This is a genomic window from Microcoleus sp. A003_D6 (assembly GCF_036702825.1).
Taxonomy (GTDB): domain Bacteria; phylum Cyanobacteriota; class Cyanobacteriia; order Cyanobacteriales; family Microcoleaceae; genus Microcoleus.
Genome location: NZ_JAUBWA010000009.1, coordinates 15,675 through 30,103 on the forward strand (window position 1 = coordinate 15,675; position 14,429 = coordinate 30,103).

The 14,429-nt window shown below is 45.6% G+C and carries 12 protein-coding genes; 5 read left to right on the forward strand and 7 right to left on the reverse strand.

From position 1 onward, the window contains the following. Positions 1–204 precede the first annotated feature (204 nt). The 3 genes from QUB70_RS04505 to QUB70_RS04515 are packed head-to-tail and all read right to left on the reverse strand — an operon-like array spanning position 205 to position 4,270. Positions 205–2,334, reverse strand: coding sequence for a tetratricopeptide repeat protein (locus QUB70_RS04505; protein WP_332978598.1), 2,130 nt, complete (start codon positions 2,332–2,334; stop codon positions 205–207). Positions 2,335–2,353: 19 nt separating this feature from the next. After that, positions 2,354–3,274, reverse strand: coding sequence for an Rpn family recombination-promoting nuclease/putative transposase (locus tag QUB70_RS04510; RefSeq protein WP_332978599.1), 921 nt, complete (start codon positions 3,272–3,274; stop codon positions 2,354–2,356). Between the two features lie 60 nt (positions 3,275–3,334). Then, the gene (locus QUB70_RS04515) at positions 3,335–4,270 is read right to left on the reverse strand and encodes an NAD-dependent epimerase/dehydratase family protein (RefSeq protein WP_332978600.1); all 936 of its coding nucleotides are present in this window, start codon (positions 4,268–4,270) and stop codon (positions 3,335–3,337) included. 259 nt (positions 4,271–4,529) lie between these two features. Between QUB70_RS04515 and dnaG the strand changes: the two genes are divergently transcribed. Beyond that, positions 4,530–6,548: a DNA primase gene (gene dnaG / locus QUB70_RS04520; RefSeq protein ID WP_332978601.1), complete on the forward strand. Its 2,019-nt coding sequence runs from the start codon at positions 4,530–4,532 to the stop codon at positions 6,546–6,548. Positions 6,549–6,997: 449 nt separating this feature from the next. Here the strand turns inward: dnaG and QUB70_RS04525 are convergent, their stop codons facing one another. Then, positions 6,998–7,522: a pentapeptide repeat-containing protein gene (locus tag QUB70_RS04525; RefSeq protein WP_332978603.1), complete on the reverse strand. Its 525-nt coding sequence runs from the start codon at positions 7,520–7,522 to the stop codon at positions 6,998–7,000. 14 nt (positions 7,523–7,536) lie between these two features. Here QUB70_RS04525 and QUB70_RS04530 point away from each other — a divergent pair, with 14 nt between their 5' ends. Then, the gene (locus QUB70_RS04530) at positions 7,537–8,127 is read left to right on the forward strand and encodes a YraN family protein (RefSeq protein WP_332978605.1); all 591 of its coding nucleotides are present in this window, start codon (positions 7,537–7,539) and stop codon (positions 8,125–8,127) included. 198 nt (positions 8,128–8,325) lie between these two features. On the opposite strand, the gene QUB70_RS04535 is transcribed toward QUB70_RS04530, so the two are convergent. Further along, positions 8,326–8,715: a hypothetical protein gene (locus tag QUB70_RS04535; protein ID WP_332978607.1), complete on the reverse strand. Its 390-nt coding sequence runs from the start codon at positions 8,713–8,715 to the stop codon at positions 8,326–8,328. 157 nt (positions 8,716–8,872) lie between these two features. On the opposite strand from QUB70_RS04535, the gene queA reads away from it, so the two are divergent. Beyond that, positions 8,873–10,015 carry a tRNA preQ1(34) S-adenosylmethionine ribosyltransferase-isomerase QueA gene (gene queA / locus QUB70_RS04540; protein ID WP_332978609.1) on the forward strand — a complete coding sequence of 381 codons (1,143 nt, stop codon included), beginning with the start codon at positions 8,873–8,875 and terminating at the stop codon, positions 10,013–10,015. A gap of 42 nt (positions 10,016–10,057) precedes the next feature. On the opposite strand, the gene rpmF is transcribed toward queA, so the two are convergent. Beyond that, on the reverse strand, positions 10,058–10,231 hold the full coding sequence (rpmF, locus tag QUB70_RS04545) for a 50S ribosomal protein L32 (RefSeq protein ID WP_006632406.1): 174 nt from the start codon (positions 10,229–10,231) through the stop codon (positions 10,058–10,060). 343 nt (positions 10,232–10,574) lie between these two features. Continuing rightward, complete coding sequence (locus tag QUB70_RS04550; protein WP_332978610.1) at positions 10,575–11,051, reverse strand: TM2 domain-containing protein; 477 nt, start codon at positions 11,049–11,051, stop codon at positions 10,575–10,577. A 400-nt stretch (positions 11,052–11,451) separates the two neighbouring features. Here QUB70_RS04550 and acsF point away from each other — a divergent pair, with 400 nt between their 5' ends. Both acsF and QUB70_RS04560 read left to right on the forward strand, forming a co-directional pair. Next, a complete protein-coding gene (acsF, locus tag QUB70_RS04555) occupies positions 11,452–12,525 on the forward strand; it encodes a magnesium-protoporphyrin IX monomethyl ester (oxidative) cyclase (RefSeq protein ID WP_332978611.1) in 1,074 nt (357 codons plus the stop codon). Positions 12,526–12,872: 347 nt separating this feature from the next. After that, positions 12,873–14,387, forward strand: coding sequence for a dolichyl-phosphate-mannose--protein mannosyltransferase (locus QUB70_RS04560; RefSeq protein ID WP_332978612.1), 1,515 nt, complete (start codon positions 12,873–12,875; stop codon positions 14,385–14,387). Positions 14,388–14,429: the final 42 nt, after the last annotated feature.

The following is a 14,429-nucleotide window of genomic DNA, read 5'->3' on the forward strand; positions in this document are numbered from 1 at the left end:
GCAAGAAGGAAGGCACTACACGGATGATAACACGGATACACGGATGAACGATCTAGTATTCATCATTCTTGACAAGGAAGAAGGAATAATAGCATTGTAGGGTGCGTCAGGTGAGTTTCTTAAACGATTATTGAGGGTTTAAATATCTGACGCCCCTTACTAATTGTGACAATTGCTTAAGTCCCGACTAAATTTAATTAAGAATTATTGTTGTTTGGGCTGTGGCTGATTGTTTTCTGGCTGACTTTCGACCCGCTTTTTTGCTTCCATTGCCGCTCCGTAATCGGGTTTGTAGCGAATTGCTTTGTCATAGGAGGCGATCGCATCCTGGTATCTTTTTACCGCCACAAGTGCATTGCCGCGACTGTACCAGGCTTCGGAGTAATCTGGTTTGACATAGACTGCTTCGTTGTAAGAGACGATCGCATCTTCGTACCGCTTCAAATTGTACTGGGCATTGCCTCTATTGTACCAGCCTTGATATTCTTTCGGGTTTAAATCTAAGGCTCTGTTGTAACACTCAATTGCTTGTTCGTACTTGCGTAATTGATGGTACGACCAACCTAAATTGTACCATGCTTGATAATAATCAGGCTTTAATTTTACCGCTTTTTCGTAAGCTTCCACCGCTTCTTCGTGCCGCCGCATTTTCAGCAAAGCGATGCCTTTACTGTACCACCCTTGATAAAAATTTGGCTGGAACCGCACGGCTTTTTCGTAGGCTTCAACAGCTTCTTGGTTTTTGTTCAATTCTAGGAAAACATTGCCTAAATTGTACCAAGCTTCAGAATTATCAAATTTAATTTCAACTGCTTTTTGATAGGATTCTACGGCGCTATCGTACTGTTTTAATTTTTGGCTAGCTTGTCCCCGATTGTACCAAGCACGGTACAAATTAGGCTGAAATTCGACTGCTTTTTCGTAGGAGGCGATCGCTTCTTCGTACCGCTGTGAATCTAACAGAACATCGCCTCTGCCTTCCCAAGCGGCGGGATAGTCGGGCTGGATTTTTAAAGCATTCTCAAAAGAGGCGATCGCCTCTTGAGACTGTTGCAAATTCTCTAAAGCATAACCGCGTCCCGTCCAAGCTTCCAAGTATTCTGGCTTTAATTCTATTGCTCGATCGTAAGCTGACTGCGATTCTCGATATTTTTTCAATGCGTACAAAGTTTTGGCTTTTTCCTGCCAAACTTCCGCGTAGTCCGGTCTGAGATTAATTGCTCGCTCGTAAGCTGCTAGAGCTTCTTCAAATCGGCTTAAATTGTAAAGAGTATTGCCTCGGTTGTACAGGTCAGTTGCATTTGCAGAATTAAAACTATTGACAGCATAAGTTGATGCTATAATAGTGATGCCAATTAAACTGGCGATCGACAATATTTTCAAATACAGTTTTCTTCGGGATTTGAGCGGCCCCTGCGCAGCAGCAACCGGAGGTAATACCGGAACTGTACCGCCGAGAGGAGTTTTAAATTCTTTAATAGCTTGCAGCGTTTCGCCGGCACTAGAATAACGCTGCCGAAAATCGTACTTTACCATCTTATCTAAGATATTCGCAAATTCAGGACTGACCGATGCTTTGTCCTGCCAAATAATTTCCTCTGTATCGGGGTTTTTTGGCATTTGGTGGGGAGTTATGCCAGTGAGACATTGAATTGCGATCGCACCTGTGGCATAGATATCGCTGCTGAGTTTCGGGTTGCCGTGAGCTTGTTCGCTGGGCATATAACCGGGCGTACCGATGCTCACACTCAAGCTATTTTTGGGCTGAGGATTGGTGATTTGAGTGGTAATTTCTTTGACTGCACCGAAGTCAATTAAAACTAATTTTCCATCTTTATCTCTCCTAATTATATTCCGGGGATTGACATCGCGGTGAATCACATTTTGCTGGTGTACGAAATCTAAAATTTCGAGAAGTTCCTGCAATATACAAATAACTTCATCTTCCTTCATACCTCCCGCATTTCCAGGAGAACCCCCCCCTGCCCCCCCTTGGTAAGGGGGGGTTTGGGGGGGTATAATTTCTTGACTTAAATCGTGACCTTCTATGAATTCTTGAACGAGATAAAACTCTTGATTTTCTTCAAAGTAAGCAAAAAGTCGGGGAATGCGATCGTGATTTCCCAACTTGTACAAAACTTGCGCTTCCGTATCGAACAAACGTCTTGCTACCTGTAAAGTTTCGGGATCTGTTGCTTGAGGTTTAAGCTGCTTGACAACGCAGAGGTGATTTCCCGGTAGCTGACAATCTTCAGCTAAATAAGTTTGAGCAAATCCGCCGCCTCCCAAGTGACGGATAATGCTGTAGCGACTGCTGAGTGTTATTCCAAGCATGAGATTTACCTAATATTTCTTAGTCTTTTAGAGAATTAGCTTCTAACCAAGCTGTCAAATCTTCGGCGTTTGAAAAATCTAACAGGGCTTCTGCAAGATTTTCTAATTTGTCGATCGGCAATTTGCTAATTTTGGTTTGACTGTCGGGGTCTAGCTGACCTAAACAGCGACTCAGCAAACGCATAATTAACCTTACTTGTCCTTCTTGTCTGCCTTCTTGTCTGCCTTCTTCCCTACCTAAAGCCACTGAACTCTCCTGATCTTGAGCAAACAACTCTTCCTGTTGTAATTTGTTCAATTCTTCTGGTGTCAAGCTAACTTCATTGGCAATTTCAAAAGCTTTCTGAATTTCGGGGACTGTAGCCATTGTTTGAGGTACTTCATCCAAAGTGCCAGTGGTTTTGATAAAGTAAATCCACTTATCCGTAAGACTTTCCAGTTGCTCCAATTCTTTCTTGAATTTTGGCAACTCTACAAATACTAACTCAATGTCATTCTGTATATAATCAGACAAGCGAATTTTTTCTTTGAAAACAAAATGGGAAATCACCTCTTCATTGTCACTAAACATTTTATAATCTGTGATTGTTAAGGCTATCACAGGTCGCAAATTCTTGTAGGATTCTCCTTTTGTTAGTTGAATTGCATAAGTTTTTGCTGCATTGTACAAAACTCGCTTGCCAAATGCCTGCACTTTCAAAACTTGCATTTCAATAATCACAAATTTGCCATCGTTAAGTAGCGCTTTGACATCTAAGCAGCTATTTTTAAATCCGGCTATTTGAGGGCCAAGATAAGGGTCAAGGATTTCCAAACTTTCAATTATGGATTCCCCTTCATAAAGTATGGCATTTAAGAAACTAATCAAAATCTCTGTACTTTGGCTGGAGCCAAATATTTTTTTGAATGCAAAATCAATTTTGGGATTGATAAATCTCATGTTATTTTTCTTCCTCAACATTGGTAGGGTGCGCAGTGCGCACCTTACTTTAATTTTACTTTAAACGGCTTTCAAAATCTCGTCATCGATTGAAAAATCTATCTCGGCTTTGTCCCTTCCCGAAATTAGATAATCATTCTGAAATGAATCTTTCAAACCGGAAACTAAGTCAAATTCCGGCTTCCAGTTAAGCTCGGTAACAGCTTTATTAACTGAAGCGAAAAAGTGCTGCAATCTCATCGGAAAAGCTTTCTTTTTGCCGAAGTCAAATTGTTTCGGATCGTAGTGTACAATCTTAATAGCGTCAGGGGATTGGCCTGCGGCTTGAATGCAGGCGCGGGCTAAACCGTCAAAGGTGACAAATCGATCGCCCGAAACGTTGTAAATTTGCCCGATCGCCCTTTCATTCCCCAACACCGCCGCCATCGCCCCCGCCAAATCCTGACAGTGCCCGAACTGCGTGAAGTGCATTCCGTTACCGGGAATCGGAATCGGTCGATCGCGCGCAATGCGATCGAAAAACCAAGCCTCCAAATCATTATAATTTTGCGGCCCGTAAATGTAAGTCGGGCGAATCGAAGTCCAAGGCAAACCGGACTCGGCCAAGTAATTTTCGGTTTCGCATTTACCCAAATGCCGGCTTTTAGGATCGGTAGCGTCCCCTTCAATATGAGGCATTTGATCCGACTTCAAATAAACCCCCGCAGAGCTCATGTAAACAAAGTGCTGCACCCGCCCTTTAAATATTTCAGCTAAAGGCTTTGTATCGCCCAATTCGCGGCCGTTGTTGTCAAAAACGGCGTCAAACTCCTCCGTCGATAACTTGTCTTTAAGTTGCTCGACATTTGTGCGATCGCCCAAAATCTGTTTCACGCCAGAAACCGGTACCGGCTTATTGCCCCGGTTAAACAACACCACTTCATGCCCTTGTGCTGCTAAAATCTTAGTAAGATAAACCCCGATAAACCGAGTACCGCCCATCATTAAAATTCGCATTAATTTCGATGCTCCTTACAATTAGTATAAATATCTTACAATAAAGTTATGCCCTAGGGCGTGTTTTTTATCCCCGGAGAACCCCTAAATCCCCCTTAAAAAGGGCGACTTTGACACTGATTCTTTCACCTTTTTAAGGGGCTGGGATTTTGAGTCTCATGAGAAATCACTCAGAGTAGATAATTCATCCGTGTATCCGTGTCCTCATCCGTGTAGTGCTTTCCTTCTCCAATACTTTCAATTTCCCTAAAATAGCCCTATGCAAGTACCCCGGCTGCACCCAGAAACAATCGAAGAAGTCAAACAACGAGCCGATATAGTAGACGTTATTTCCGGTAGAGTCATCTTAAAAAAACGCGGCAAAGAATTCGTCGGCTTGTGTCCGTTTCACGACGAAAAATCTCCCAGCTTTACCGTCAACCAAGCCAAACAAATGTACTATTGTTTCGGCTGCGGTGCAGGCGGAAACGCCTTTAAATTCCTCATGGAATTAGAAAAGCGCTCCTTCAGCGAAGTAGTATTAGAATTAGCTAAAAATTATCAAGTCCCCGTCAAAACAGTCGAACCAGAACACCGACAAGAATTGCAGCGGCAAATTTCTCTGCGGGAACAACTCTATGAAATCTCAGCATTAACAGCCAACTTTTACGAACACGCTTTGCGGCAAACCCAAGGAGAAGAACCCTTAGCATATCTCAAATCAGAACGCCAGCTAAGCGAAGAAACTATCCAACAATTTCAATTAGGTTATGCACCCCAAGGTTGGGAAGCACTTTACAGTTATTTAGTAGAACAGAAAAACTATCCGGCCCAATTAGTCGAACAAGCAGGATTAATTGTACCCCGAAAAAATGGCGGCAGCGGTTATTACGATCGCTTCCGCAATCGCATTATGATTCCCATTCGCGATACCCAAGGCAGAGTCATCGGTTTCGGCGGCAGAGCTCTCGGCGACGAACAACCGAAATACCTCAATTCTCCCGAAACAGAACTGTTCGATAAAGGCAAAACTTTATTCGCCTTAGATACAGCCAAAACAGCCATTAGCAAAGCCGATCGCGCAGTGGTTGTAGAAGGGTACTTTGATGCGATCGCACTTCAGGCAGCCGGCATCTCCAACGCCGTCGCTTCCCTCGGCACAGCCCTAAGTTTAAACCAAGTGCGGCAGTTATTGCGCTACACTGACTCCAAACAAATTATCCTCAACTTCGACGCCGACAAAGCAGGAACTCAAGCAGCAGAACGCGCTATTGGAGAAATAGAAAAACTCGCTTATCAAGGCGAAGTGCAACTGCGCGTGCTCAACATTCCCGACGGCAAAGATGCCGACGAATACCTCAAAACATACTCCCCAGAACAATATCGAGAATTGCTCGAAAATGCTCCGCTGTGGATCGACTGGCAACTGCAACAAATGCTCGTCAATCAAGATTTGAAGCAAGCCGATACTTCCCAGCAAGTCACGAAAAAAATCATTAAATTATTAACCAATATCACTGACGACAATCAGCTAGCACATTACCTGCAAAAGTGCGCCGAAATTATCAGCAAAGGAGATTTTCGACTCACAAAAATGCTCGCTGAAAACTTGCTCAATCAAGTAGTCAGCGATTGGGCAAAGCGGCAGAGTCAAGACGAATCTTTGACTATGCCCCTGTTAATTAGAAACAAGCTGAAGCCGAACAAACAATATAAAAAACAGCGTGCAAGCGGCGAAAACCAAAGCTCAAAATCAAGCTTATCTGCCGCAGCCCGCAGTCTTTTAGAAGAAGCAGAAGCGCAACTATTGCAGATTTACTTGCACTGTCCCGAATACCGCCAAGATGTCAGAGAAGCAATAGAAGCTAGAGACGTACAGTTTAGCCTTTCTCATCACCGATTTTTGTGGCACCAGATTGTGAATGCAGAAATATTGCACAAAATGTCTTTACAAGTAGCGCCTTCTGAGTTAGTATTGAAATTGCAAGATAGCTTCATTGAATATCCCAATCAACTCAATCAAATTTCGCATTTATTTCACTTAAATGAGTTTTCAGAAAGAAACGTTTATCGCGCACCTTTAGTAATTAGATCGGCGATCGCCTGTATCGAGCAAATAATTAGCATGAAGCGGCGCCGGATTGCACTCAATATGTGGGAAAAAGCCAAGACCGCTAGCAGTGGCGAAGAGGCTATAGAATATCACCAACTATTTTGTGCCGAACAAGAATGGCTCAAGGAATTAGATCGCCTGCGTCAAGTTAATTTTTACGATTTAACATCTGTACCTTGGGCTTGAGGTGAAGGACTCGCATTCCTCACTACAAACCAAGTTCGTAGTATTCGTAGGGTGTGTCGCCATTGTTGAGCCCTGAATTCAATCGACAATTCAGATAGCGACGCACCTTAAACATGGGGTGGAGAAAAAAACTTCTTGTCTAAGCTAATCCGCATTTAAATTGCATAGTCAAATAAATTTTTCCTCTTGTGGGGTGGGCATCCTGCCCGCCCTCAACATACAAATTAAATGCACAACAGCTTAACAAGGCTTTTTGTGAATGCTATAAGGTGCGTCGCCATGAGATTATCGATTCAATTCAGGGATTTTTGAGGGCGAGACACCCTACAAATTACTCTCACCCGAGGAGTGCGGGTTGAAGACACGGCGGTTAAAATTACGTTATTTCCTTCAGTCTGCGGAGGCGGACATCGTTTGTATAGACGCGGTTTCAACCGCCGTTTTATCTTTTAGTAATCGCAAAATAGAGTTTCGCGAGTATCTCTACCCGTCACGGGATTAGTACCTTTTGCCACTTTACAAAGTTTTTCTATCATATCGTCTCGCAGCAGTGTCTCTGTAAAATCAGCACCGTCAATCACAGCTCCTTCGAGCCTGGTATTGTAAGCGAAAGCACCCTCAAGGATAGCATTAGTTAAATTTGCTTTCATCATGCGAGCCAAATCCAAAGTCGCACCCGTGAAATTAGCGCCTTCTAAATTTGCCTCTTCCAGATTGGCCCCAAAAAAGCTGACGCCCCGCAAATCTGCATTGGTAAAATTGCTGTTGCGAAGATTGGCTTTATTAAAACTGTCGTCAGTCAGAACTTTCCCACTAAAATCAGCGCCCACTAGGATTTCTTTGTCGCGATCCAAAGCGAAAGCAGGTGCGGGATTAATGCCGATCGCCCCAGCGGCAATTACTGCTAAAATAACAAAACTCAGCAATAAAGTATAAATATTTTTGCGCTGTTGGCGAATTCGAGAAATCATCATACAAGTTCAAGCTAATGGGCAGTTGTGACAGTTCAGAATTGAATTCTACCAGAAAGCGCGTCAACCGTAGCTCTCCCGTAGGGAATCCCCCGTTAGCGACGGCCCACTCCAATTCCCCCCAATCCCCAAACTCTCGGGATATCGGCACATTGGGAGAAAACTTAGTCGCCGACTGGTTGCAGCAGCAAGGCTGGGAAATCCTGCACCGACAGTGGCACTGTCGCTGGGGAGAGATTGACATCATCGCACTCGAAAGAGAGGAAGAAAGCGCAAAAAACCAATTTCTTCCCAACGATCGATCCCCAACATTAGCATTTGTCGAGGTAAAAACTCGCCGCCGGGGAAATTGGGATGCTGGTGGAATGTTGGCTGTTACTACCACAAAACAAGCCAAACTTTGGCAAACAGCGGAAATATTTTTAAGCACTCGTCCAGATTTAGCAAATAATTCTTGTCGCTTTGATGTCGCCCTAGTCAGGTGCGAACCTTCACGACAAAACACTAAGCAAATATTACCCTTAACAGCAGCGAACTCTCAATCCGCCGTTGCCGGAAACTACCTGCTCACCCTGCAAGAATACATTCGATCGGCTTTTAGCAATTAAAAATATATAATTAAAATCATAAGGGCAAAATCACAAAGCAATGCCACTAGGTAATTTTTAATTCTTAATTTCCCTAGGCTGTCGCGCATTTCTCTCTTCATCTTTAACGGAGGTGAAAAAACAGTTAAATCTTCTCCCCCTGTCCCCTTCTCTCCCTCTCCGGCTCTGCCATAACAGCTAATTTATATGCGTAGCAATCTAGGCGAGAGTTTCCGGGCAATATCCCAGACCCTTGACAAATTGTTGGCGAAACGCTTCAATTTCTTTGCGGTCAGGGCTGCCGTGACAAACCACGGCCACCTGGTAGCGGCGCATCACGCTCAGCGGTGACTGTCCCGTTTCCAAACTCCAAAGTGCCATTTGCAAGCGAATTTCAGGATCGCAAGGAATCCCGAGTTCGTTCATAAAAGCCCGAAAATCCCCGTGCATTTCTGGAGTTAAATATTGGCTCATTTTCACCTTCACCACCCAGCCGTCAATTTGGTGAATAACAGTGATAAATTGCAAGGGAAGATGATGAGCCGTGCGTAGGTAATCCACGACTCTCAGAGTAAGGCTAGTATTGGCGATGTAGTAGAGGTATTCCATAACGATCCTTATGAGCCTTATGAGCAAAGCTGATGCTATACCTCTATCCTCGCGGACTCTACCCGCCACCACAAGGGGAAAAGCACCCGACTTTGGATGGGGGTTTTTACCCAATTTGTTACCTAGTTGACAGATTGATTTGATAGGAATTCACTCGATGACAGAGATTGACTGGTGTTTGGACGGCTACGACTACGAACTTCCGCCCTCGCGCATTGCCCAAAATCCCGCAGTGCCGAGGGACAGTTCTCGCTTGCTGGCTGTAGATTCTCCCAGCAGCCAGCAACACCGGATGTTCCGGGATTTACCCGACTTGCTGCAACCGGGCGACTTGCTGGTACTGAACAACACCCGCGTGCTGCCAGCGAGGCTCTACGGGCACAAACCCAACGGCCCGGCTGTGGAGATATTGTTGATGGAAGAACGGCAGCACAACTGTTGGCTGGCTTTGGTTAAACCGGGGAAACGCTTAAAGTTGGGAGCAAAAATTGAATTTGACCCGATCGCCCCAGAGTGCCACGAGGAAGCAGCAGGCCCTTGTTGTTGCATTCCGCAAGGGGCCGTAGCCACACTACCCGATCGGCTGACTGCGACAGTTGTAGCCCGCGATGACGCAACAGGGGGACGGCTGTTGGAGTTTGACATCCCCACGGATGTGACTCTGGTGAAGTTTTTAGACGAATACGGCCACGTACCCCTGCCGCCCTACATCGACAATTCCCAAGCTACACCGGAACAGTACCAGACTGTTTATGCCGATCGGCCAGGGGCGGTGGCTGCCCCCACAGCAGGCCTGCACTTCACCGAAGAATTGTTCAGCCGCTTGCAGCAGCGGGGAATCGAAAAAACTTTCGTCACCCTGCACGTTGGAGTAGGGACGTTTCGCCCGGTGGAGGTAGCAGACGTGACGGCTCACCAAATGCACGGCGAATGGGTGGAAGTACCCCCCGCCACCGTCGAGAAAATCCGGGAAACTCAAGCCAGAGGCGGGCGGATCGTTGCTGTGGGTACAACAGCAGTGCGAGCTTTAGAGGGAGCGGCGGCGGCGAGCGGCGATTTTTCCTTGCAGCCTTTTTGCGGCCCGACAAATTTGTTTATTTACCCTGGTTACAAGTGGCGGGTTGTAGAGGGGATGATTACCAATTTTCACTTGCCCCGCTCTACTTTGATGATGATGGTAAGTGCGATGATTGGAAGGCCTCGGCTGTTGGATTTGTACCGAGAAGCGATCGAGCATCAGTACCGCTTTTATTCCTTTGGCGATGCCATGCTGATTTTACCAACAGCAAAAATTGATTGATCGATCGGGCATCGGGTTCGCCCAATGCCCGGTATTCCGTTTCTATTCTTCCTCCTCTTCTTCATTGCCGGGATAAACGAAACTGTTGGAACGCCCAGTCAGAACAGATTTGCCCAGAGACAGAGCTTTCTGAGCTGCCACTACAGCTTTGCGCTTCCATGTGGCCTTGCGCATATTCTTCTTGGATTTGGAGGTTTTCTTCTTAGGGACTGCCATGACACTAAATACTTTCGGATTGTATAGACAAACAAACATTCTAGCCGATTTTGCCGGCAATGCTTACTCGAAAAACGGCAACAACTGCTCGGCAAGCAATATCAAGTAGTAGGGTGCGTCAGCGATTAGCTTTCTCGAACAACACATAAAATCCCCTAGCTGACGCTCGCAGCATTTAAATCCCCCGTAGGGTGCGTCAGCCATTAGCTTCTCGAACAACACATAAAATCCCCTAGCTGACGCACCCTACATTTAAATCTCCCCCCTCTCTCCCCCTCTCCCCCTCTCCCCCTCTCCCCCTCTCTCCCTTCTCCCCCTCTCCCCCTCTCCCCCTCTCTGCTGCTTAGAGTTCGTGAAAGTGGTAGATCACGACGCCAGTTACTGAATCGTTCTCGATACTGACATAACCGGTTTTGAGCATTGCCGTGAAAGCCTCTTCCACTTCGGCAAAAGTAGCGCCGGTTGCCATCACCCCTTGGGTGACAGATAATCTTCCGTTCTTGGTATAAGCTGCCTTCAGGAGTTTAACCCCTAACTGGTCTGGAGTTTGCTTGGGATATGTCGCGGCGATCGCCCCGCCGATCGGATATAGCGGTATACCTTCAGGAGATACCCCCAGTTTGCCCCTGAAACTGGCATTGTGTTCGTCCACCATGTTCGGCAGCAGCAGCAAGTCAAACAACTGCCCGAACCCAAACAACCCAAAGGTACACAGCCACAGCAAACCCGTGGCAATCTTGCCGTTGTAAAGACGGTGGAGTCCGAATGGGCCGAAAAAACAAGCTGCCCATAAAAGGTAACTAACACCTAAATTGCTCATTTTCTGACCGTCCTGCATGGTTATTCTAACTATTGGACTCCCTCAATATATATTTTGTACTTTCTCTTTGGTGTTTAAACAGCTTGACACCAGCAGATATTTGTGCATTGTCCGAAGTTATTGGTTATTTACTACCAATTCCCCATGCCCAATGCCCCATGCCCAATGCCCAGTGAGTAATTTTGCGTAGCAATTCTTAACGCCAGCAATATATTTCCAGGGGCGAGAGCTTGGTAAACTGGAGGGCGTGGAAATTACAGCAGCTTTGACCTGGATTCCACACGCAGCGCCAAACCGATCGCGCCGCCAACGCTAGCCGGACAGACAAGGGCGATCGATCGCCCCCAGTACCCGACACCTCAAACGAGCCAGCAATTATAAGCAGAAATCCAATAAAAATATGGTAGATTCCCTCAAAAAACCCGCTTTTGCAGAACAGCAAGAAGCGAAAACCCCAGCCAAAGAAACTATTCTCACGCCGAGATTTTACACCACAGACTTTGACGAGATGGCCAAAATGGACATCTCGGTAAACGAAGCTGAACTCGAAGCAATTATCAAAGAGTTCCGCGTTGACTACAACAAAACCCACTTCGTGCGCGATGCCGAGTTCGATCAATCTTGGGAACACATCGACGGCGAAAAGCGCAAATTATTCATTGAATTCCTGGAACGCTCTTGCACCGCTGAGTTTTCCGGCTTCTTGTTATACAAAGAATTGGCACGCAAGCTCAAGGACAAAAATCCGGTACTCGCCGAAGGTTTCTTACTGATGTCGCGGGACGAAGCGCGGCACGCCGGATTCCTCAACAAAGCCCTGTCCGACTTTGGTTTGTCCCTGGATTTGGGTTTCTTGACAAAGAGCCGCAGTTACACATTCTTTAAGCCGAAGTTTATTTTCTACGCCACTTACTTATCTGAAAAAATCGGTTATTGGCGCTACATCACGATTTATCAACACTTGAAAGCGCATCCTGAAGACCAGATTTATCCGATTTTCCGATTCTTTGAAAATTGGTGCCAGGATGAAAACCGCCACGGAGATTTCTTCGATGCGGTGATGAGAGCTCAGCCTCAGATGTTGAACGATTGGCGCGCTAAGCTGTGGTGCCGTTTCTTCTTGCTGTCGGTATTCGCGACAATGTATCTCAATGATATCCAGCGCGCGGGTTTTTATCGATCGCTCGGACTCGATGCTCGCGAATACGACATTGAAGTGATTAAAAAGACCAACGAAACAGCAGGCCGTGTATTCCCCGTGATGCTGGACGTGAACAATCCAGAATTTTACGAACGCCTGGATATTTGTCTCAAGAACAATCAGCAGTTGACTGCAATTGTTGCTTCTAATACTCCGAAATTCTTGCAGTTCTTCCAAAAATTGCCTCTGTACTTGTCGAACGGCTGGCAATTAGTGAAGCTGTACTTCATGAAAACAATTGAATCACCTTCAGTACAGGGTGCTGTGCGTTAAGTTTTGATTTTTCATCCTCTGTGACGGCGGTTCTGCGACAAGCGGAGCCGCTTTTTTTAGGGTATAATGTTAGATTAGTTTGCGTGGGCGGGGGTGCGATCGGGTTTGCCGCAGCAAAGGTTATACCATTTGACAATTTAGACTTCGGCGTGAGTGCTCAGTCGAACGATTTTAGATTAAAGAATTGGGAATGACTTATGACTATCGGGGTTTGGATCGCGGGCCTACAGTTGCATTCTTCTTTTAAACTGGTATTAAAATTCATAATTGTAGTTTTTACGCTATTCTCTATTCAGTATTTTTAAATTAGTACCCCCAAATCTAGCATCTACTATTTCTGCTGTTTTATGAAAATCAACAAAAAACAATTCAACAAATCGACTTTTGTTTTTTCCCTGGGAATTCTCGGTGTGTTCCTCTTTTCCTTAACTCTCCGTTTTTGGGAACTAGAGCGATTTAACACTTTAGTATTTGACGAGGTTTATTACGCGAAGTTTGCCAACGATTATCTTACCAAAACTCCCTTTTTCAACGCTCACCCGCCTCTGAGCCAGTACATAATTGCGATCGGCATTTGGATCGGCACTCATCTTCCATTCGGAAAAACAGCCGTCAACAGTATGGCTGGTTCCCTGCTTTCCCCTTGGGATTACCGCTGGTTGAATGCTCTCACAGGTTCGTTTATTCCCCTAGTTGTGGGAGCCCTGGCTTATCAGCTAGTTCCGCGCCGCACCTTTGCTTTTCTTGCTGCTTTATTTATCGCCTGCGACGGTTTGTTTTTAGTTGAGTCTCGCTACGCGCTCAATAACATTTATCTGGTTTTTTTGGGGATTTTAGGTCAGTTATTTATTTTAAAATCCGTAGAAGCAGAAGGCAAAAAGCGCTGGCTTTTGCTGGTACTAGCCGGTACCGGTTTCGGCGCTTCGGCTGCTATTAAATGGAACGGATTGTGGTTTCTTTTCGGTACTTATTTGATTTTAATCTGCGCTTGGGCGGTGCGTTTTCTCCAGGGAAACAGAGGAAATGAAGAACAAAGCCGCGAGGTAGATTCAGCTCTAATTCCTGCCGAAAGTCCCGTACAAAAACTGATTCAACTCAATTTTATAGAACTATGCTTGAGTCTAGCTATTATTCCTATTTTAGTTTACAGCATCTCTTGGATTCCTCACCTGCACTTTAATCCCACTCCCAATTTCTGGCAGATGCAAACGGAGATTTTGACTTATCACCAGCGGATTAAAAGCGGCCCCGACGTGCATCCTTATTGTTCCGCGTGGTACGGTTGGCCGTTGATGCTGCGCCCGATAGTTTACTTCTTCAAAAAAGCTAGCAACAATGCACAACCCGATCCGGTTTTGCCACCTTTACCTGAAGGTGCAACTGAGGTAATCTTTGACGTTCACGCGATGGGAAATCCCTTGCTTTGGTGGCTGTCAACCTTGGCTTTAATGTTAGTAATCGGCATTTTAGTACACCGGATTTCGGTGTGGTTGAAAACGCGCAGCGAGGTTTCTGTTGACACGATAGAACAGCAGCAGCCGATTTTGTTTCCGCCGACTGCCCAAATGTGGCTGGCGTTGTATTTAATAGTTAATTGGGCTGCTAATTTACTGCCTTGGGTTAAGGTGACTCGCTGTGTATTTTTGTATCATTATATGGGCTGTTCCGTGTTTGCAGCCTTAGCGCTTGCTTGGTGGGTTGACAGGTGGCTGCACAGCCCTCAAACTAGACTCCGAGGGATGGGAGTAACAATTATTTTTCTGGTTTTCGGTGCTTTTATTTTCTGGATGCCTATCTATTTGGGACTGCCTTTGTCGCAAATGGAATGGCAAATTAGGATGTGGCTGCCGTCTTGGGTGTAAGTTAGAAATAATTCCTTTAGGAACGGGCTCTCCGGCCCGTTC

Bases quoted from the DNA above. Each gene is read 5' to 3' on its own strand.
- QUB70_RS04505 (WP_332978598.1), bottom strand. From the start codon at position 2,334: ATGCTTGGAATAACACTCAGCAGTCGCTACAGCATTATCCGTCACTTG.
- QUB70_RS04510 (WP_332978599.1), bottom strand. From the start codon at position 3,274: ATGAGATTTATCAATCCCAAAATTGATTTTGCATTCAAAAAAATATTT.
- QUB70_RS04515 (WP_332978600.1), bottom strand. From the start codon at position 4,270: ATGCGAATTTTAATGATGGGCGGTACTCGGTTTATCGGGGTTTATCTT.
- dnaG (WP_332978601.1), top strand. From the start codon at position 4,530: ATGCAAGTACCCCGGCTGCACCCAGAAACAATCGAAGAAGTCAAACAA.
- QUB70_RS04525 (WP_332978603.1), bottom strand. From the start codon at position 7,522: ATGATGATTTCTCGAATTCGCCAACAGCGCAAAAATATTTATACTTTA.
- QUB70_RS04530 (WP_332978605.1), top strand. From the start codon at position 7,537: ATGGGCAGTTGTGACAGTTCAGAATTGAATTCTACCAGAAAGCGCGTC.
- QUB70_RS04535 (WP_332978607.1), bottom strand. From the start codon at position 8,715: ATGGAATACCTCTACTACATCGCCAATACTAGCCTTACTCTGAGAGTC.
- queA (WP_332978609.1), top strand. From the start codon at position 8,873: ATGACAGAGATTGACTGGTGTTTGGACGGCTACGACTACGAACTTCCG.
- rpmF (WP_006632406.1), bottom strand. From the start codon at position 10,231: ATGGCAGTCCCTAAGAAGAAAACCTCCAAATCCAAGAAGAATATGCGC.
- QUB70_RS04550 (WP_332978610.1), bottom strand. From the start codon at position 11,051: ATGAGCAATTTAGGTGTTAGTTACCTTTTATGGGCAGCTTGTTTTTTC.
- acsF (WP_332978611.1), top strand. From the start codon at position 11,452: ATGGTAGATTCCCTCAAAAAACCCGCTTTTGCAGAACAGCAAGAAGCG.
- QUB70_RS04560 (WP_332978612.1), top strand. From the start codon at position 12,873: ATGAAAATCAACAAAAAACAATTCAACAAATCGACTTTTGTTTTTTCC.